Consider the following 17,917-nt stretch of genomic DNA (forward strand, 5'->3'; position numbering starts at 1 on the left):
GCGACTACGAGTTTGCGCGGGGGGAGTTACAGCACCAGGCTTGGCAGCCACAACGAGATGGCCGGCACGTAGGTCACCAGCATCAGCACCATAAACAGCGCCAGGTAGAACGGCAGCAGCGCTTTAACCGTGTTCTCGATCGTTACCTTGCCCACCGCAGCGCCGACAAACAGCACCGCGCCCACCGGCGGAGTGATCAGGCCGATCCCCAGGTTGACCAGCATGATCATGCCAAAATGCACCGGGTCAACGCCTATACCGATAATCACCGGCAACAGGATCGGAGTGAGGATCAGGATCAACGGCGCCATGTCCATCACCGTGCCCAGCAGCAGCAACATGACGTTGATGCACATCAGGATCACGTAGCGGTTATCCGACAGGGTCAGGAACGCGGTGGTGATCTTCATCGGGATTTCCATCAGCGTCAGGATGTAACCGAAGCTGGCAGCAAAACCGATCAGGATCATCACGATGGAAATGGTCCGTACCGCCCGATGCATCAGCTTGGGCAGGTCGCGCCACTTGTAGTCGCGATAAATGAACATGGTAACGAAGAACGACCACACCACCGCGACCGCCGCCGACTCGGTTGCAGTGAAGACGCCAGTGAGGATGCCGCCAAGGATGATGACCATGGCCATCAGGCCCCACATTGCTTCACCGGCGATTTTCAGCGCCTGGCGCAGCGGGATGACTTCGCCCTTGGGGTAGTTGCGCTTGCGCGCAAAGATCATGCACAGGCCCATCATCACGGCGCTGAGCAACAGGCCCGGCATGATCCCGGCCATAAACAGCGAAGCGATTGATACCGTGCCGCCCGCTGCCAGCGAGTACAGCACCGAGTTGTGGCTGGGCGGCGTGAGCAAAGCCTGTACCGAGCCGCTGACAGTGACCGCCGTGGAGAACTCGCGCGGGTAACCGGCGCGTTCCATTTCCGGAATCAGCACCGAGCCGACAGACGCGGTGTCAGCCACCGAGGAGCCGGAAATGGCGCCAAAGAAGGTCGAGGCGACGATATTGACCAGCGACAGACCGCCGCGGACAAAACCCACCAGCACTCCAGCGAAGGCGACCAGCCGGCGCGACATGCCCCCTTCGGCCATGATCGCCCCGGCCAGGACAAAAAACGGGATCGCCAGCAGCGAGAACTTGTTAACCCCGCCAGCCACTTGAATCATCAGTGCATCGAACGGGATATCAATCCACCAGGCGCCGACCAGTGCCGACAGACCCAGCGCGTAGGCGACCGGCATGCCGAGCAGGATCAGGGCGATAAAACTGCCCAACAGTACGAAAGCGTCCATTTATACGGCCTCTTCGCTGGCTTCTACAATGTCGAACCGCACGGCACGGCGGTGGCTTTGGTCACCCAGGAAGAGTTTTTCCAGGACGAAGATCAGGGTCACGATGCCGCCCAGTGGGATTGGCAGATAGGAGATGCCTACGCGCAAGCTCGGCATTTCGCCAAGAAACTGGTTCCAGGTGGTCGCGCACAGTTTGAAGCCCTTGACCGTCATAAACAGGCAGACGATGACCATCAGGATTTGCACCAGCACTGCGGCCAGTTTGCGGATATGGGCCGGCATGCGCTCGACCGCCATCGCCACGGCCATATGGGCACCGGCACGGTAACTGGCGGCTGCGCCAAAGAAGGTAAACACCACCATCAGCAGGATGGCCGTGGGCTCGGGCCAGCTTGAGCCGCTGCCCAGCACGTAGCGGGCAAAAATGCCCCAGGGGATGATCAGGGTCATGGTCAGCACCGACAAACCGGCGATCCCGATGCAGGCCCTGTACAGCAAGTCATTAAAGCGCAGTACGGTATTTTTCATGGGGCTCACCACTACGCGGCAAACGGGCTTGCGCCCGTTGCGGCGGCGTTGTCGGACTGGCTTATTGGACGGCTTCGATGCGCGAGATCAGGTCTTTGTAGTTGGCACCGTACTTGTCGCGAACCGGCTGGGTGGCGTCGTAGAAGGCTTTTTTCTGCTCCGGGGTGAGGGTGATGAATTCCACGCCTGCGGCCTTGAGCTTGGTTTCGCTCTCGGCGGATTTCTTGTCCCAGATCACCCGTTCTTCCATCTGCGCTTCACGGGCCAGTTTTTGCACCAGGGCTTGCTGATCCGGGCTGAGCTTGGCCCAGGTGGTCTTGGCGATCACGATGGGCTCGGGGAGGATCAGGTGGTCGGTCCAGGTGAAGTACTTGGCGTTCTGGTAGTGGTTGTGTTCAAGGAAGGTTGGCGGGTTATTCTCTGCACCATCGATCACGCCGGTCTGCAGGGCGCTGAAAATCTCGCCGGTGGCCATGGCGATGCCGTTGCCACCCATGTCGTTGATGGTGTCGATAAACACTGGGTTGCCTTGTACGCGGATTTTCATGCCTTTGAGGTCGGCCATCTCACGTACCGGTTTTTTCGTGTACAGGTTGCGCGTGCCGCCATCCATCCAGGCCAGGGCGACCATGTTGAAGTCGGAATTGCTGATCTTGTCGAGCATCTCCTGGCCGATTTCACCGTCGATGATCTTGCGCATATGGGCCTGGTCGCGGAACACGAACGGCAAGTTGAATGCATTGGTTTCCGGCACCACCGGGCCGAGGATGCCGAGGCTGACCCGGGTCATCTGCACAGCGCCGGACTGCAATTGCTCGACCACTTCTTTCTCGGAGCCCAATACGCCACCGGCAAACATCTTGAAGGAAATATCGCCGTTGCTTTGTTCCTGAAGTTTTTTGCCCATGTCCTGTTCAGCGACTACCGGCGGATAGCCTGTGGGGTGAACCTCGGCGAACTTGATCTTGATTTCGGCCTGGGCCACGCCTGAGAGGCAGAAGGCCAGAGGGAGTGCAGCAATCAGCAGGGTGCGTTTGAAATCCATGGGTCACTCCAAATATTGTTTTTGTTATTTCAAGGTGTTGGATCAATTGTCAGTTATTCCAGAGCGGCTCCGGCAGGCCCTTGACCCCGGGCCTGAGGGCGAACACGCCCCCGGCCAGGGGCTGGTCGGCCAGATCCCCGGCGGGGCGAATCGAGGTTACGAACAGGGTGTCCAGACCGGCGCCGCCAAAGGCGCACATCGCCGGTTTTTTCACGGGCACTGCCAGCGAGCGGTCGAGCTTGCCTTCGGGGGTGAAGCGGTGGATCAGCCCCGCATCGTTGCCGCAGATCCAGTAGCAGCCCTCGGCATCCACGGCGGCACCATCGGGGCGACCCGGGTGCTTGCTCATGTCCACGAACAGGCGGCGGTTGTGTGGGGTGCCGGTGTCGGTGTCGTAGTCAAAAGCCCATATTTTTTGCACATCCGGGTGCGAGTCCGAGAGGTACAGGGTGTTGCCATCGGGGCTGAAGGCCAGGCCGTTGGGCACGATAAAGCCTTGCAGTTGCGCCGTGAGCGGTTCAGCCTGGCCTGCGTTGTAGCGATACATGGCGCCCACGGGGGCGCCGGCGGCCATGTTCATCACCATGGTGCCTGCCCAGAAGCGGCCCTGGCGGTCGCAGCGGCCATCGTTGAAACGCATGCCTGGCAGGGCGTGGGCCACGCTGGCCAGCAAACGACTGTCGAGGCTGCCATCGGCGTGGGGGGTGATGGCGAACAGACCGTTTTCCATCGCGGCGATCCAACTGCCATTACCTGTCTGAGCGATGCATGCGAGCATTTGCGAGGCTTGCCAACTTTGCTCTTTACCATCGGCGGGGCTCCAGCGATGCAGGCGTTTTGCCGGGATATCCACCCAGTAGAGTGCCTGTTGCGTGGTGCTCCAGACCGGGCTTTCGCCGGTGGCGTTGCGTGCATCGAGAATCAGTTCAGCTGTCATGATGCCTTGACCTCTGTCGATCTTGTTCTTGTGGGAAGCGCGGGTTTATTCGTCGCCAAACGGGCCGGCAGCGACAAACGCACCCCCCTGATAAATCATGCTCGGGTCATTGGCTGCAGGCATCGGCTGGGCTTCGATCTTGGCGCGAAAGACTTCAGAGGTGTCCCTGGGTTCGAAACCCAAGTGGGCGGCATAGCGGTTGTCCCACCACACATTGAGGTTGTTGGAGGCGCCATAGACCACGGTGTGACCCACATTGGGCGTGTACAGCGAGCGTTCGAGCAATTGCGTGAGGTCGGCAAAGCTCAGCCAGGTGCTCATCATCCGGCGGTTTTGCGGCTCGGGGAACGAGGAGCCGATGCGGATGCTGACGGTTTCGATGCCATAGCGATCGAAGTAGAAGGTGGCCATGTCTTCGCCATAAGACTTGGACAGCCCGTAGTAACTGTCAGGTCGGCGCGGGGAGTGGGCATCCAGGGTCTGGTCCTGTTTGTAGAACCCGATGACATGGTTGGAACTGGCGAAAATTACCCGTTTGACGCCATGCCGGCGTGCCGCTTCGTAGATATGGAAAATGCCGCTGATATTAGGCCCGAGGATCTCTTCGAACGGGCGCTCCACCGAGACACCGCCAAAGTGCAGGATGGCGTCTACCCCTTCAACCAATTGGTGGACGGCCTGTTTGTCGGCAAGGTCGCAGGTGAACACTTCCTCGCGGCTGTCAGCCGCCGGGGCCATTGGGGCAATATCAGAGAGTCGCAGCACCCTGGCGTAAGGCTTGAGGGTTTCGCGTAGCACCTTCCCCAGACCGCCAGCGGCACCGGTGAGAAGAAGGCGATTGAAGGGGGTTTGGACAGTGTCAGTGGTTGTCATCAAAAGTCCCTGTAATTTTTGTTATTGTCAGTTGTCGTATGACTTGGCTTGGATTATTCACAGTCATTGTGGTGGTTGTCAATGCACAAGTTTGTGAAGCCAAAGCCCCTCACCCTAGCGCTCTCCCGGAGGGAGAGGGGACTAAAGGCAAAAGCAATTGTGCGTAACACCACAAATCAGCCCCCTCTCCCTTTGGGAGAGGGTTGGGGTGAGGGTCGCAAGCTCACCCCGATGGTGCTGGCGTGCTCTACAACAACGACAACGGATAGCTGATAAAAATGCGGTTTTCGTCGAATTCGTGGGTGCTGTAGTCGCGACGGATACTCGCGTTACGCCAGCGCACGTTCAGGTCCTTGAATGTGCCGGCCTGCACGGTGTAAGCCAGCTCCGATTCACGCCCCCATTCCTTGCCGTCGGTGATGGTCCCGGTGTGGATATTATCGCCGCTGATATAGCGGTTCATCATGGTCAGGCCGGGTACGCCGAGTACCGCAAAGTCCAGATCGTGACGCACTTGCCAGGAACGTTCCTTGGCCAGGTCGTAGCTGGAGTTGTAGCTGTCGTTGGCCAGGGTGCCGCCGCTGGTGCCGTTGACCTTGAACCAGCCGTCGTCGCCACTGATTTTCTGCAAGCCCACATACAGAGTGTTGCCCTTGAATTTGGCCGACAGCAGGGCGTAGGCGGTTCTGTTGTCCAGATCACCCGCCAGTTTGCTGCCGTCGTCCTTGCCCCAGAAATAACCGAGGTTGGCGCCCAGCGTCACATCGCCAACCGGCTGGCTGTGCAGCACGTTTAAAAATTGCTGCTGATAGATGTCCTCCAACTGGGCATACCACAGGCCGACCTGGGTGCGTTTTTCATTGAAGCTGTAATCACCGCCGGCAAAGTTGAAGCGGTCAGAGGTAAATGCGCCTTTGCCGTTGAGCGACATGTCTTCCATGCTCGCGTCGTTGCGTGGACTGTTGGCGCGGAACTGGCCGCCGTAGAGGTTCAGCCCGGCGATTTCTTTTGAAGTGATCTGACCACCACGGAACGTTTGTGGCAGGGAACGGCCATCGTCCGAGCGCAGGATCGGCAGCACCGGCATCCATTCACCGATTTTAAGCTCCGTATTGGAGATTTTGGCCTTGGCCGCGACACCCAGGCGACCAAAGTTGTCAGCCGGTTCGCCATCGCTGTGGGTCGGCAACAGTTGGGTGCCTGCCGTGCCTTTACCACCGTCGAGTTTTTGCGAGTAAAGCCCCAGTACATCAACGCCGAAACCGACAGTACCCTGGGTAAAACCGGACTTGACGTCGAGAATGAAGTTTTGCGTCCACTCTTCGGCCTTGCTCTGCGGGTAGTCAGGATTGGTGTAGTTGCGGTTGATATAGGCGTTGCGCAGGGTCAGCGTGGCTTTGGTGTCGTCGACGAAACCTTCGGCCAGGCCCGTCAACGGCAAGGCCAGGCCCATGCTGCCTAGCCCGAGCAACATCAGCGAGCGAGTGCCATGTGCGGTTTTTGAGCGTGTGAAAAGGGCGGGGGCGCAGGTAGGTGTGATCATCCGTAGAGCTCCTGAATATTATTATTTTTGTTATCTGTTGTCGTACAACTACGCAGATTATTTACAGAGTGTCTAGAGAGTTGTCAATGCCAGCGGCTACACTGCGACCACTAGATTCCTACACGCCTTACTGACATGGATGGCTCATGAACGAAACAAGTCTGCAACGTAAAACCCTGCTCCTGTTGCTGGCCTTGGTCACCATCGCGTTTATCTGGATCCTGTTGCCGTTTTATGGCGCGATTTTCTGGGCTGTGGCTCTGGGAATCCTGTTTGCACCCCTGCAACGCAAGCTGCTCCTCAAACTCAAGGGGCGACGCAACCTGGCAACCTTTGCCACGCTGGGGGCCTGTACGGTGATTGCGATCATTCCGGTGATCATCACCACCACCTTGCTGGTGCAGGAAGTGGCAACGCTTTACAAGGATGTTGAAAGCGGCAGGATCAACGTCGCCAGCTATGTCATGCAGTTCAAGGACATCCTGCCGGCCACCGCGCAGGACTGGCTTGACCGTTTCGGTATGGGCAACATCGACGGGCTGAGTGAGAAAATATCCAAGGGCGCCCTCGAAGGCAGCCAGTTTTTTGCCACCCAGGTCTTCAGCTTCGGTCAGAGCACCTTTGATCTGGTGGTGAGCTTTTTCATCATGCTGTATCTGCTGTACTTCTTTATCCGAGATGGCCAGCAGATGGTGCGCACCATCCGCAACGCGGTACCGCTGGCCGAACAGCAAAAACGACTGTTGCAGCTCAAGTTGCGTCGTGTGGTGCGGGCGTCGGTCAAGGGCAACCTGGCAGTGGCCATTACCCAGGGGGCATTGGGCGGGGTGATTTTCTGGGTGTTGGGTATCCACAGTGCACTGTTCTGGGCGGTGCTGATGATGTTTCTGTCGCTGCTGCCCGCTGTGGGTGCCGGCATCGTCTGGGCGCCAGTGGCGGTTTACTTCGTGGTGACCGGTTCGCTCTGGCAGGGGGTAGTGCTGGCGCTGTACGGGGTCTTTGTGATCGGCATGGTGGACAACGTGCTGCGCCCCATCCTGGTGGGCAAGGACACGAAAATGCCGGACTTCCTGATTTTGATTTCGACCTTGGGCGGCATGGCGATTTTCGGCCTCAACGGCTTTGTGATCGGGCCGTTGATCGCCGCCCTGTTCCTGTCCAGCTGGGGCTTGTTCAGTGGCACCCGGCGCAAGGTGCGTTTGCCTGCCGATATCCCGTCAGGCGATTAACGGAAACTGTAGGAAACCCCTACATAAGCGCCACGGCCTTCACCCGGTGTTGAGCGCGCGGCGTCCAGCCCTTTGTCGTCGTAGCCGGGCGTGACCGTGGCGGCATAGCGCTCACCGCTCAGGTTGCGCAGGTCGAGCCAGGCTTGCCAGTCCTGCTTGGGGGCGTTGTAGCCCAGGGTTGCGCCCCAAAGCATATAGGATGAGGTGTAATACGAGTTGGCATAATCCACCGCCATACGTGAGGCAACCTGCGTGTTCACCCCGGCATAGAAGCCCTGCGGGTGGTCATAGCGTACTTCGGCCTGGTAGTAGTGTTGCGGGATCCCAGGCAACTTGTTGTCGCCAAAGCGCTCATCGTCACGGTAATGGAAGTCACTGAAAGTGTAGGCCTGACGTAGGGACACCTTGCCCACTGCTTGTTTTTCCCACAGCAGGCTGTTGAGCCCGGCTTCGATGCCCTGGTGCACGGTGGGGCTGGCGTTGGACTCACCGACAATCGGGCTTTGGGTCAGGGTGGCGGCCTGGGTCTCGACGCTCAGCAGTTCATGGCGCACCGCGGAGTAATACCAGGCCAGGTCCCATTGGCCGATCCACGAATCGCCCCGGGTGCCCAGCTCCAGGGTGGTGGCGGTTTGATTGTCCAGTGATACCGGGGTGCTCTGGCGGCCGGTGGCCGGGCCACTGTTCACCGGGAAGGTAAACGGCGAGCCCCAGATCATCGACCACGGGTGCGGCGGCTCGACCGAACGGCTCAGGTTGCCGTACACCTGCAGGCTCGGGTTGAACTCATAACGCAGGCCGATACGGGGGGCGTAGTCCCAGTCATGCTGGCTGACCTTGCCACCGCTTTCGGGGTAGCTCACGTCGCTCTCGCGGCGGGTGTAGATCAGCGCCATGCCGGTGGTCAGCCACAGGTCGGGGATCAGTTCCAGATCATTGCTGGCGTGCAGCACGGTATCGGAACCCTGGTAGCTGAAGTCGCGAATCTTGGTGCCCGGGGCATAACCTGCAGTGTTGCCCACAGGGATACGCACATATTCCGATGCGCCACTGTTGGGCAGGTGCTTGGTGTTGCGCAGGCCCACGGTGGTTTTGCTTTCAAGGCCGAACAGGGTGTCGCGGCGCTTGTAGTTGAGCGTGCCGCTGACGTCGGTGTACGCCACTTTTAGACGGTTCGGGCCTTCACGCAGGTCCATTGGGTAGTCGTGATAGACCAGGCCCACTTCCAGCTGCGAATCGTCATCCAGGTACATCGTGGTCTTGTTGCCCAGCCAGGTACTGCCGGGTTGCGGACGGGTGTAGTCGCCTGCCACATAGGCCGGGTTGGCTGCGCGGGGGTGATGCTGGATGTTGTCTTTGGTCACGCGACCGGCCAGCTGGTTATCGGTTTCGCGATAGCGCAGGTAGAGGCGGGTTTCCAGTTGCGGGCTGAAGCGATAGCCGACATTGGCTGCGATGCCTTTGCTGCTGCCGGCGGTGTGATTTTGATAGCCGTCGGTATCGGAGTCGGTCAGGGAGACGTAGTAGTCCAGATCCCCCAGGACTTGCCCGGAACTGATCTGGCGTTTTTGATAGCCATAGCTGCCCGTTTCGTAGCGCACCTGCAGCGGCGCTGCGTCGTAGCCGGTGTGGGTGACGTAGTTGATCGAGCCGCCCAGGGCCAGCGAGCCGGTGTCAAAGCCATTGGCGCCGCGCAGTACTTCGGCGCGGCTCAACCATAGCGGCTCGAACAGTTCGTAGGGGGTGCCGCCGGGGCCGGTCAGGGGGAGGCCGTCGAACATCACATACAGCCCCGAACCGTGGGCGCTGGGGGCGCGGTTGATGCCCGAGCCGCGCACCGAGACCTTGGCCCCGTCATTGCCCGCTGATTGCGCGTAGACCCCCGGCTGGTAGGCCAGTACATCGGCATTGCTGGCAGTGCGGCCATTTTCGACCCGGGTCATGTCGATCAGGTTGCTGGCGCCGGGCACTTCATTGAGCGCGTTTTGGGCGGCTTGAAGTTCGCTGCTTTCTTCGCTGCGCACCTGTACCTCGGTTAACTCCAGGGCGCTGCCGTAGGCGGGGGCGGCACAGATTAGCGCCAAGGGTAAAAGTGAAGAAAGAGCAGGGCGCATTAATGGAGCTTCCAGGTCGATAGGCGGGCGGCGCGCCAGCCTATACAAGCCCGTAATCACTCGCAACTGTAATGGGCTGCAATCCATGTGTGGGAGCGAGCCTGCTCGCGAAGCTATTGACTGCCGGCGGGCTTGTTTGATATCGCTTGTTTAACTGATGTGTGGGGTACATATCCGGCATTTGTGTCTAACTGAGACTATGGTTTCGACCTTACGTCGAGTCCCTTTTTGAAGGACCAAAAAGGAACCAAAAAGTCCTCGCCCCATCGTACGGCCTTCGCTGCGCTCAGGTTCCCTCGCTCCGGCTCTGCTCCGCGAGCACGCCGCCACGGGCCATCCATGGCCCATCGCGGCTCTCCCGGCATCCATGCCGGTCGACCCACTGCGCAGAACCTCCTCTCGGCCTCCCGGGAGGGCTGGCAGATCAAAAGCAATGCCCGCCGAGGCGGCCGACCGACCGGCCTGTTCGGTTCGCGTGTACTGCGCAATCTCTGTAGCAGCTGCCGAGGAACGAAGGCTGCGTTCGGCGACGAAGTCGTCGCAAAATCAGACAATGCGTTGTGTCAGTTAAACCAGGTTCTCAGGGTTTACGACTGCTGCGTCGCAGTGGCGCACCAAACCGATCGCAGCCTTCGTTCCTCGTCAGCGGCTACAGGGGGCTGCTTGATATCGCTTGTTTAACCGATGCGTTGGGTACACATCCGGCATTCGCGTTTAACGGGAATATCGGTTTCGCCCTAACGGCAGATCAGTTTTCCAGACGCCGAATTCCCCCATAAGGCGTTCCCCTGTTTATCACCGCAAGTCATGTCTGAAAAACTCATCCCGGGTCGAAGGGGCTTACGAGGTTGAGTTGTCACAGAGAGGGCCTTTGGCCCAATGGTCAGTCGCTTCAGCGCTCAGGTAAGGCAGTACCTCCCGGGCCGTATCTTCGAATCGGGTAGTGCGGGTGCCTTTATTGTCATATCTGAACCAGTGGTCTCCTTCCATGGCCGCGCCCAACCGAATGCGTTTAGTGGGATGCAGGTGCGTGGCGACCACTTTTGCTGCGGGGATCTGCTCGCCCCAATGCAGGGTGACTCCCTCAGTCGGACTGACAGCTACTTCAATAACAAAACCTCCTCCATGTTTATCAAACTGAAACGTTAGCAGGTCAATTTGCTGTCCCGTGTTACGGCGAAAGTGAGGAAAAGATCCCTTAAACCCCATGCTGCGAAGTACCGGGACGACATGTTCTTTTAATGCTGCATCAATTTTCTCGCGTTCCATGGCATGACTCCATTTAGCAGGCAGTTATTCGGTAAGACAGGCGCAGGTGCCGGTCGAACAGCATCACCGTTGTTCGGGTGTGGCAGGTTTTTACTCAGCAGTTGAAAACTGGCGCATAGCGTTCTTCACGTTTTTTAAAGTGGATGGGTGCCATGGGCACTTTTTCACCATTCACGTAGATATCCGGGAAGGTGAGTGTGAAGTCATCCATATCACCCTTGCCCAGTGGCGTTCCCTTACGGCTGCTGCTGGTTTGTTCCTGAGGGTCAAAGCCGGTTCCCAATTGATCGATACTGACTTGATAGGTTTCACCCGTCGCCAGCCTTACGCTCACCATGGGGGAGGCGGCACTCACCCACAGAGGCGGGTCGGTTTGTTTGTAGGCTGCTCGGCGTTGATCCGGGGTGTTCAGGTTGCGCAAGCGTGGAGGTATGTAGAGTCGGCCAAACAGGCGAAGCTCGGTATCAACTGAGCGCAGGTTACCCGGCCAGCTCGATGTGCCCGGCGGCGCTACATAGACCAGTACATGCACCCAATTGAGTTCTTCCGAGAGGGGGGCAAAGCTCATTGCTGCTTTCGGACCAGGGCAGGTGCGATCAAGCACGGCGTTTTTACCCGGTGCGGATTCCGGATACAGATAGGGCCCCGTGCTGCATCCTGAGAGCAACGCCATGAGCGGGTAGAGGAAGTATTTCTTCATGGGGAGGCAACTCCATTTGCGGCTACAAATCCAACAAAAAACCCCGCAAAGGCCAGGCCTTCACGGGGTTTCGGGTACAGCGCTTAACGCTTAACCAGCAAAGTTCAGCGCGGCGTGTTGCACCAGTTCCAGCATTGGTTGCGGGTATACACCCAGGAAGAACACCATGACCGAAACCGCCAGCAACATGACGCCGCCCGCTTTCTGTTCCCAGTTCAGCGGAGCATCGTGGCGATGCAGTTTCGGCTCGACCAGGTACAGGGTCACCATCACACGCAGGTAGTAGAACACGCCAATGGCGCTACCCAGGATCAGGGAACCCACCAGCCACCATTGGTGAGCTTCAACGCCCGTGGCGATGATGTAGAACTTGCCGATAAAGCCGGCGGTCAGCGGGATACCCGCCAGCGACAGCATCATCACGGTCATCACCGCAGTCAGGTACGGACGACGCCAGAACAGGCCGCGGTACTCGTACAGCGCGTCGGCGTCACGGCCTTTGTACGGCGAGGACATCAGGGTGATCACACCGAATGCACCCAGGCTGGTCAGCACGTAGGTGATCAGGTAGACGCCGATGGCTTCCATGGCCATGCCCTTGCTCGCCACCAGGGCGATCAGCAGGTAGCCGAAGTGGGCGATGGACGAGTAACCCAGCAGACGCTTGAGGTTGTTCTGGGTCAGCGCCAGCAAGTTACCGAACAGGATCGAGGCAATCGCGATCACGGTCAGGACATCGCTCATCACACCGGTGGTTGCCGATGGAGTGATCTGGAACAGACGCACCATCACGGCAAACACGGCCACTTTCGACGCGGTAGCCAGGAACGCGGCCACCGGCGCCGGAGCACCTTCATACACGTCCGGAGTCCAGAGGTGGAAAGGCACCAGCGACAGTTTGAAGGCCAGGCCCACCAGCATCATGCCCAGGCCCAGCTGGGCAATGGCGCTAGGTGCGCCAGTAGCCGCCAGGGCGTGACCGATACCGCTGAAGCTCAGGCTGCCGGCTTCGGCGTACAGCAAGGCCATACCGAACAACAGGAACGCAGAACCGGCAGCTGACAGCACCATGTACTTGATGCCGGCTTCCAGTGAACGCTTGTTGAAGAAGGCATAGGCCACCAGGCCGTAAACCGGTACCGAAAGTAGCTCCAGACCGATAAACAAACCGGCCAGATGTTGCGCGCTGACCAGTACGATACCGCCGGTCGCAGCCAGCAGCATCAGCAGGTACAGCTCTTCACGGTTGCCTGGGTAGCCCGTGCCGCCTTCACCCAGGTAGGCGTGAGCCAAGGTGACGCAAGCCAGGGTCGCGACCAGAATCAGGCCGATGTACAGATAGGCGAAGTTGTCCATCATCAACAGCGGGGTGACAGCCAGTGGAGCAACTTTCAACGCCGGGAAGATCGACAGCAGGGCCAGGTTAAGACCCGCCACCGAAAGCAGGAAGGTCTGTGAATGGTTGCGGCGCCACGCGATTGCCAGCATCACCACAACAACAGTGAGGCTGGTAATCAGCAGTGGAGCAAGCGCGATAAAGTGTTGGATCGTAAATTCCATAGCGCTCTTACCGGGCCGAAGCGAGTTGAGTGAAGGCGGTGCCGAGCCATTGCTGCACGCCATGCATGGTCGCAGCGGAGGTATCGAGGAACGGTTGTGGGTACACGCCGATAAACACCAGCAGTACCGCCAGACCGAGCACCATGATCAGTTCACGTGCATCCATGCCGGCCAGTACCGCGTCGGATTTGGACGGGCCGAAGTAGGCACGGTGCATCATGATCAGCGAGTAGACCGAACCAAACACCAGACCGGTTGTGGCAATCGCCGTGATCCACGGGAAGCTGGCGAAAGAGCCAATCAGGATCAGGAACTCGCCGACAAAGTTGCCGGTGCCCGGCAAGCCCAGCGACGCGGCCGCAAAGAACAGGCTGATGGCCGGCAGGTAAGCGATCTTCGACCACAAACCACCCATTTCACGCATGTCACGGGTATGCAGACGCTCATACAACTGGCCGCTGAGGATAAACAGCGCAGCTGCCGAAACACCGTGGGCCAGCATCTGGATCACGGCGCCTTGCAGGGCCAACTGGCTGCCGGAGTAGATACCGATCAGCACGAAACCCATATGGGAAACGCTGGAGAATGCGATCAGACGCTTGATATCGGTTTGTGCGAAAGCCAGGAACGCACCGTAGAAAATCCCGATCAGACCCAGGGTCATGGCAATCGGCGCAAACTCGGCCGAGGCATTCGGGAACAGCGGCAAGGCGAAACGCAGCAAACCATACGCAGCGGTCTTCAACAGGATACCGGCCAGATCGACCGAACCTGCGGTAGGTGCCTGTGCGTGAGCATCCGGCAGCCAGGAGTGGAAAGGTACGACCGGCAGCTTCACGGCAAAGGCAATGAAGAAGCCCAGCATCAGGATGTACTCAGTAGTGAGCGACATCTTGGTTTTCAGCAACTCGGCGTAGCTGAAGGTAATCACGCCGGTGTTGTTGAAGTTGACCAGCACCAGACCCAGGATCGCCACCAGCATGATCAGGCCGGAAGCCTGAGTGAAGATGAAGAACTTGGTCGCGGCGTAGATACGGGTTTTCTTGCCGTCCGACGAGCTATGACCCCAGAGCGCGATGAGGAAATACATCGGCACCAGCATCATTTCCCAGAAGAAGAAGAACATGAACAGGTCGATGGCGAGGAACACGCCAACCACACCGCCCAGGATCCACATCAGGTTCAGGTGGAAGAAGCCCACGTGACGCTGAATTTCTTTCCAGGAACACAGAACCGACAGCACACCGAGCAAGCCGGTGAGCAGGATCATCAGCAGCGACAGGCCGTCCAGCGCCAGGTGCACGCTGATACCGAAGCGGGCGATCCAGGTGTGCTGGAACTCAAGGGCCCAGGTCGGATCGGCGCCAGGTGCCGGTGCAAACGAGTAGTTCCCCTGGGACCACAGCCAAAGGCCGAGGGCAAGCTCAAGGGACATGGTCAGCAATGCAATCCAGCGGGGCAGGGTGGAGCCGAAACGCTCACCCAGCCAGCACAGGAGGCCGCCGATAAAGGGGATCAGGATTAGCCAAGGCAGAATCATGACGGGCTCAATTCCTTTCGCAAAGTCGAAGGTTCATATCAGACCGCTACCAGTACGATGGCGCCCATGACCAGTACAGCACCGGCGGCCATGGAAGCAGCGTACCAACGCAGTTGACCGGTTTCGCTGCGGCTCAGGGCGTTATGCCCGGCCTTGGCCATTTTCGGGATCAAACCAATGGTCTGGTCCAGAGGGTCTTTGGCCAGCAGGCGGCAGATCAACAGGTACGGTTTGACGAACAGTTTGTCGTACAGCCAGTCGAAGCCCCAGGCAGCGAACCACCAGGCCGACAGGAAGCGACCGATGCCGCTGTTGGCAACTGCAGTTACAAAGCGGCGCTTGCCCAGGTACAGCAGGGCAGCCAGCAGGATACCGGCCAGGGCGATGGCACCCGAGGCGATTTCCAGGCTGTGCTTGGCTTCACCGCCAGCATGGCCAACGCTTTGTGGCAGTACACCGGCCAGTGGCGGGGTGATCATGGCGCCGATAAAGGTCGACAGTACGATTAGCACGCTCAATGGCAGCCAGTAGGTCACGCCATGGCCTGCGTGGGCTTCAGTCTTGGCTTCACCGTGGAACGTGACGAAGATCAGGCGGAAGGTGTACAGCGAGGTCATGAACGCACCGACCAGACCGGCATACAACAGTTCGTTGTTACCGCTGGCGAAGGCTTCCCAGAGGATTTCGTCCTTGGAGTAGAAACCGGCCGTGAGCAATGGCAAGGCAGACAGCGCCGCGCCACCGACGATAAAGCTGGCGTAGGCCAATGGCAGTTTTTTCCACAGGCCGCCCATCTTGAAGATGTTCTGCTCGTGATGGCAGGCAACGATTACCGCACCCGATGCAAGGAACAGCAGCGCCTTGAAGAAGGCGTGGGTCATCAGGTGGAAAATCGCGCCGTCCCAGGCACCCACGCCCAATGCCAGGAACATGTAGCCGATCTGGCTCATGGTCGAGTAGGCAAGGATACGTTTGATGTCGGTTTGTACCAGTGCAGCAAAACCTGCCAGTACCAGGGTCACACCGCCGACGATGCCCACCAGGTGCAGCACTTCAGGTGCCAGGGTGAACAGGCCGTGGGTACGTGCAATCAGGTACACACCGGCGGTTACCATGGTTGCGGCGTGGATCAGTGCCGAAACCGGGGTAGGGCCGGCCATCGCGTCTGCCAACCAGGTTTGCAGCGGCAGTTGCGCAGATTTACCGACAGCACCACCCAGCAGCATCAGGGTTGCCAGCACGATCCAGAAATCGCCGGCCTGGAACTTCTGCGGTGCCAGCACCAGCAGTTCCTTGATGTTCAACGTGCCCAGTTGCTGGAACAGGATAAACAGGCCAATGGCCAGGAACACGTCGCCGACGCGGGTCACGATAAAGGCTTTGAGTGCTGCGTTGCCGTTGTTGCGGTTGCTGTAGTAGAAACCGATCAACAGGTACGAGCACAGGCCCACGCCTTCCCAGCCGAAGTACACGAACAGCAGGTTATCGGCCAGGATCAGGAACAGCATGCTGGCGATAAACAGGTTGGTGTAGGCAAAGAAACGCGAGTAGCCGTCTTCACCGCGCATGTACCACGAGGCGAATACGTGGATCAGAAAGCCCACGCCGACCACGACACCGAGCATGGTGACCGACAGGCCGTCCAGGTGCAGGGCGAAGTTGGGCTTGAAGCCTTCTACCGAGATCCACTGCCACAGTACTTGTGTGTACTCGCCACCCGGTGGCGGAGCGACATTGAATTGCCAGATCACAAACGCGGCCACAATGGCCGACAGGCCGATGGAGCCGACGCCGATCAGCGCCGAGAGGTTCTCGCTGAAGCGTCCACGGGAGAACGACAGCAGCAAAAAGCCGATCAGGGGGAATACGAAAGTCAGAAAGAGAAGGTTCATCCGCGCATCTCACTGGCAGCATCGATATCAAGCGTATGGAAGCGGCGATACAGCTGCAGCAGGATCGCCAGGCCAATACTGGCCTCAGCGGCTGCCAGGGTGATCACCAGGATGAACATCACTTGTCCATCCGGCTGCGCCCAGCGTGCACCGGCAACGATGAAAGCCAGTGCCGCGGCGTTCATCATGATTTCCAGACTCATCAATACGAAGAGAATGTTGCGACGTACCATCAGGCCAACCAGACCGAGGCAGAACAGGATGCCGGCAACGGCCAAACCATGTTCGAGAGGTATTCCTGGCATGTTATTGCTCCTTCGCCTCAGTGCGGCCCAAGTGGAACGCCGTCACAGCTGCAGCAAGCAGCAGCATCGAGGCGAGTTCGACCACCAGCAGATACGGGCCGAACAGGCTGATGCCCACGGCTTTTGCATCGATGGTGGTTTGACCGATTGCAGCACCGCTCGGGTGAGCGAACAGCACGTAGAGCAATTCGGCCAGCAGGATGGCGGACAGAATGCTCGGCCCGATCCAGATGCCCGGCTTGAGCCAGTGGCGTTCTTGCGTCACCGAGGCGGGGCCCTGGTTGAGCATCATCACCACGAACACAAACAGCACCATGATGGCACCGGCGTAGGCGATCACTTCGAGCACACCGGCAAAGGGTGCGCCCAGGCTAAAGAACGTCATCGCCACGGCAATCAGCGAAATAATCAGGTAGAGCAGGGCGTGCACAGGGTTGGTGTTGGTGATCACGCGTAGCGTGGACACGACAGCGACACCCGATGCGAAATAGAAAGCGAATTCCATCGTTCTTCCTTAAGGCAGCAAGCTCTTCACGTTGATCGGCTCGGCTTCGTTCTGGGCAGCACCTTTCGGCTTGCCTTCAACGGCCATACCCGCAACACGATAGAAGTTGTAATCAGGGTTCTTACCGGGACCGGAGATCAGCAGATCTTCTTTCTCGTACACCAGATCCTGACGTTTGAACTCGGCCATCTCGAAATCCGGTGTCAGCTGGATCGCGGTGGTCGGGCAGGCTTCCTCACACAGACCGCAAAAAATGCAGCGTGAGAAGTTGATGCGGAAGAACTCCGGGTACCAACGGCCATCTTCGGTTTCGGCTTTTTGCAGCGAGATGCAGCCTACCGGGCACGCCACGGCGCACAGGTTACAGGCTACACAACGCTCTTCGCCGTCCGGGTCACGGGTCAGGACAATCCGGCCACGGTAGCGCGGTGGCAGGTAGACCGGTTCTTCCGGGTATTGCAGCGTGTCACGCTTACGGAAGGCATGGCCAAACACCATCACCAAGCTGCGAAGCTGGGTGTAGGTGCCATGCACGATGTCAAACAGGTACTTGAACATGGGTCTCTATCC

At 58.9% G+C, this 17,917-nt stretch carries 16 protein-coding genes; 1 reads left to right on the forward strand and 15 read right to left on the reverse strand.

What is annotated here, in order from left to right:
• Positions 1 to 26 precede the first annotated feature (26 nt).
• The 6 genes from CJU81_RS09615 to CJU81_RS09640 form a co-directional block, all read right to left on the reverse strand.
• Positions 27 to 1,307 (reverse strand): TRAP transporter large permease, encoded by a 1,281-nt coding sequence (locus CJU81_RS09615; protein WP_016780181.1) that lies wholly within the window; start codon positions 1,305 to 1,307, stop codon positions 27 to 29.
• Positions 1,308 to 1,835, reverse strand: coding sequence for a TRAP transporter small permease (locus CJU81_RS09620; RefSeq protein ID WP_095036394.1), 528 nt, complete (start codon positions 1,833 to 1,835; stop codon positions 1,308 to 1,310).
• Between the two features lie 61 nt (positions 1,836 to 1,896).
• On the reverse strand, positions 1,897 to 2,880 hold the full coding sequence (locus tag CJU81_RS09625; protein WP_095036395.1) for a TRAP transporter substrate-binding protein: 984 nt from the start codon (positions 2,878 to 2,880) through the stop codon (positions 1,897 to 1,899).
• A 49-nt stretch (positions 2,881 to 2,929) separates the two neighbouring features.
• Positions 2,930 to 3,817 (reverse strand): glucurono-1,5-lactonase, encoded by an 888-nt coding sequence (locus CJU81_RS09630; RefSeq protein ID WP_095036396.1) that lies wholly within the window; start codon positions 3,815 to 3,817, stop codon positions 2,930 to 2,932.
• A gap of 45 nt (positions 3,818 to 3,862) precedes the next feature.
• Positions 3,863 to 4,690, reverse strand: coding sequence for an NAD-dependent epimerase/dehydratase family protein (locus CJU81_RS09635; protein WP_095036397.1), 828 nt, complete (start codon positions 4,688 to 4,690; stop codon positions 3,863 to 3,865).
• 247 nt (positions 4,691 to 4,937) lie between these two features.
• Positions 4,938 to 6,233 carry an OprD family porin gene (locus CJU81_RS09640; protein WP_095036398.1) on the reverse strand — a complete coding sequence of 432 codons (1,296 nt, stop codon included), beginning with the start codon at positions 6,231 to 6,233 and terminating at the stop codon, positions 4,938 to 4,940.
• 146 nt (positions 6,234 to 6,379) lie between these two features.
• Here CJU81_RS09640 and CJU81_RS09645 point away from each other — a divergent pair, with 146 nt between their 5' ends.
• Positions 6,380 to 7,462, forward strand: coding sequence for an AI-2E family transporter (locus tag CJU81_RS09645; RefSeq protein WP_095036399.1), 1,083 nt, complete (start codon positions 6,380 to 6,382; stop codon positions 7,460 to 7,462).
• Here the strand turns inward: CJU81_RS09645 and CJU81_RS09650 are convergent.
• From CJU81_RS09650 to nuoI, 9 genes are all read right to left on the reverse strand, one after another.
• Complete coding sequence (locus CJU81_RS09650) at positions 7,459 to 9,576, reverse strand: TonB-dependent receptor family protein (protein WP_095036400.1); 2,118 nt, start codon at positions 9,574 to 9,576, stop codon at positions 7,459 to 7,461. The two genes, CJU81_RS09645 and CJU81_RS09650, sit on opposite strands and share 4 nt — an antisense overlap.
• 840 nt (positions 9,577 to 10,416) lie before the next feature.
• Positions 10,417 to 10,845, reverse strand: a complete 429-nt coding sequence (locus tag CJU81_RS09660; RefSeq protein ID WP_095036401.1) for a DUF4304 domain-containing protein — start codon at positions 10,843 to 10,845, stop codon at positions 10,417 to 10,419.
• Positions 10,846 to 10,939: 94 nt separating this feature from the next.
• On the reverse strand, positions 10,940 to 11,545 hold the full coding sequence (locus CJU81_RS09665) for a hypothetical protein (RefSeq protein WP_095036402.1): 606 nt from the start codon (positions 11,543 to 11,545) through the stop codon (positions 10,940 to 10,942).
• Positions 11,546 to 11,635: 90 nt separating this feature from the next.
• A complete protein-coding gene (gene nuoN / locus CJU81_RS09670) occupies positions 11,636 to 13,105 on the reverse strand; it encodes an NADH-quinone oxidoreductase subunit NuoN (RefSeq protein WP_095036403.1) in 1,470 nt (489 codons plus the stop codon).
• Positions 13,106 to 13,112: 7 nt separating this feature from the next.
• The gene (gene nuoM, locus CJU81_RS09675) at positions 13,113 to 14,645 is read right to left on the reverse strand and encodes an NADH-quinone oxidoreductase subunit M (protein ID WP_095036404.1); all 1,533 of its coding nucleotides are present in this window, start codon (positions 14,643 to 14,645) and stop codon (positions 13,113 to 13,115) included.
• Between the two features lie 38 nt (positions 14,646 to 14,683).
• Complete coding sequence (gene nuoL, locus CJU81_RS09680) at positions 14,684 to 16,537, reverse strand: NADH-quinone oxidoreductase subunit L (RefSeq protein ID WP_016780191.1); 1,854 nt, start codon at positions 16,535 to 16,537, stop codon at positions 14,684 to 14,686.
• Positions 16,534 to 16,842: an NADH-quinone oxidoreductase subunit NuoK gene (gene nuoK / locus CJU81_RS09685; protein WP_019412103.1), complete on the reverse strand. Its 309-nt coding sequence runs from the start codon at positions 16,840 to 16,842 to the stop codon at positions 16,534 to 16,536. Before nuoK ends, nuoL begins: the two co-directional genes overlap by 4 nt.
• 1 nt (position 16,843) lies before the next feature.
• Complete coding sequence (nuoJ, locus tag CJU81_RS09690; protein ID WP_019412102.1) at positions 16,844 to 17,347, reverse strand: NADH-quinone oxidoreductase subunit J; 504 nt, start codon at positions 17,345 to 17,347, stop codon at positions 16,844 to 16,846.
• Between the two features lie 9 nt (positions 17,348 to 17,356).
• Positions 17,357 to 17,905, reverse strand: a complete 549-nt coding sequence (gene nuoI, locus CJU81_RS09695) for an NADH-quinone oxidoreductase subunit NuoI (protein WP_016780194.1) — start codon at positions 17,903 to 17,905, stop codon at positions 17,357 to 17,359.
• Positions 17,906 to 17,917: the final 12 nt, after the last annotated feature.

It is taken from the genome of Pseudomonas fragi, from assembly GCF_002269505.1.
In the GTDB taxonomy this organism is placed as follows: Bacteria; Pseudomonadota; Gammaproteobacteria; order Pseudomonadales; family Pseudomonadaceae; genus Aquipseudomonas; species Aquipseudomonas fragi_D.

What these genes read in the sequence shown, in the direction of transcription:
- CJU81_RS09615 (WP_016780181.1), bottom strand. Translation starts at nt 1,307, where the DNA reads ATGGACGCTTTCGTACTGTTGGGCAGTTTTATCGCCCTGATCCTGCTC.
- CJU81_RS09620 (WP_095036394.1), bottom strand. Translation starts at nt 1,835, where the DNA reads ATGAAAAATACCGTACTGCGCTTTAATGACTTGCTGTACAGGGCCTGC.
- CJU81_RS09625 (WP_095036395.1), bottom strand. Translation starts at nt 2,880, where the DNA reads ATGGATTTCAAACGCACCCTGCTGATTGCTGCACTCCCTCTGGCCTTC.
- CJU81_RS09630 (WP_095036396.1), bottom strand. Translation starts at nt 3,817, where the DNA reads ATGACAGCTGAACTGATTCTCGATGCACGCAACGCCACCGGCGAAAGC.
- CJU81_RS09635 (WP_095036397.1), bottom strand. Translation starts at nt 4,690, where the DNA reads ATGACAACCACTGACACTGTCCAAACCCCCTTCAATCGCCTTCTTCTC.
- CJU81_RS09640 (WP_095036398.1), bottom strand. Translation starts at nt 6,233, where the DNA reads ATGATCACACCTACCTGCGCCCCCGCCCTTTTCACACGCTCAAAAACC.
- CJU81_RS09645 (WP_095036399.1), top strand. Translation starts at nt 6,380, where the DNA reads ATGAACGAAACAAGTCTGCAACGTAAAACCCTGCTCCTGTTGCTGGCC.
- CJU81_RS09650 (WP_095036400.1), bottom strand. Translation starts at nt 9,576, where the DNA reads ATGCGCCCTGCTCTTTCTTCACTTTTACCCTTGGCGCTAATCTGTGCC.
- CJU81_RS09660 (WP_095036401.1), bottom strand. Translation starts at nt 10,845, where the DNA reads ATGGAACGCGAGAAAATTGATGCAGCATTAAAAGAACATGTCGTCCCG.
- CJU81_RS09665 (WP_095036402.1), bottom strand. Translation starts at nt 11,545, where the DNA reads ATGAAGAAATACTTCCTCTACCCGCTCATGGCGTTGCTCTCAGGATGC.
- nuoN (WP_095036403.1), bottom strand. Translation starts at nt 13,105, where the DNA reads ATGGAATTTACGATCCAACACTTTATCGCGCTTGCTCCACTGCTGATT.
- nuoM (WP_095036404.1), bottom strand. Translation starts at nt 14,645, where the DNA reads ATGATTCTGCCTTGGCTAATCCTGATCCCCTTTATCGGCGGCCTCCTG.
- nuoL (WP_016780191.1), bottom strand. Translation starts at nt 16,537, where the DNA reads ATGAACCTTCTCTTTCTGACTTTCGTATTCCCCCTGATCGGCTTTTTG.
- nuoK (WP_019412103.1), bottom strand. Translation starts at nt 16,842, where the DNA reads ATGCCAGGAATACCTCTCGAACATGGTTTGGCCGTTGCCGGCATCCTG.
- nuoJ (WP_019412102.1), bottom strand. Translation starts at nt 17,347, where the DNA reads ATGGAATTCGCTTTCTATTTCGCATCGGGTGTCGCTGTCGTGTCCACG.
- nuoI (WP_016780194.1), bottom strand. Translation starts at nt 17,905, where the DNA reads ATGTTCAAGTACCTGTTTGACATCGTGCATGGCACCTACACCCAGCTT.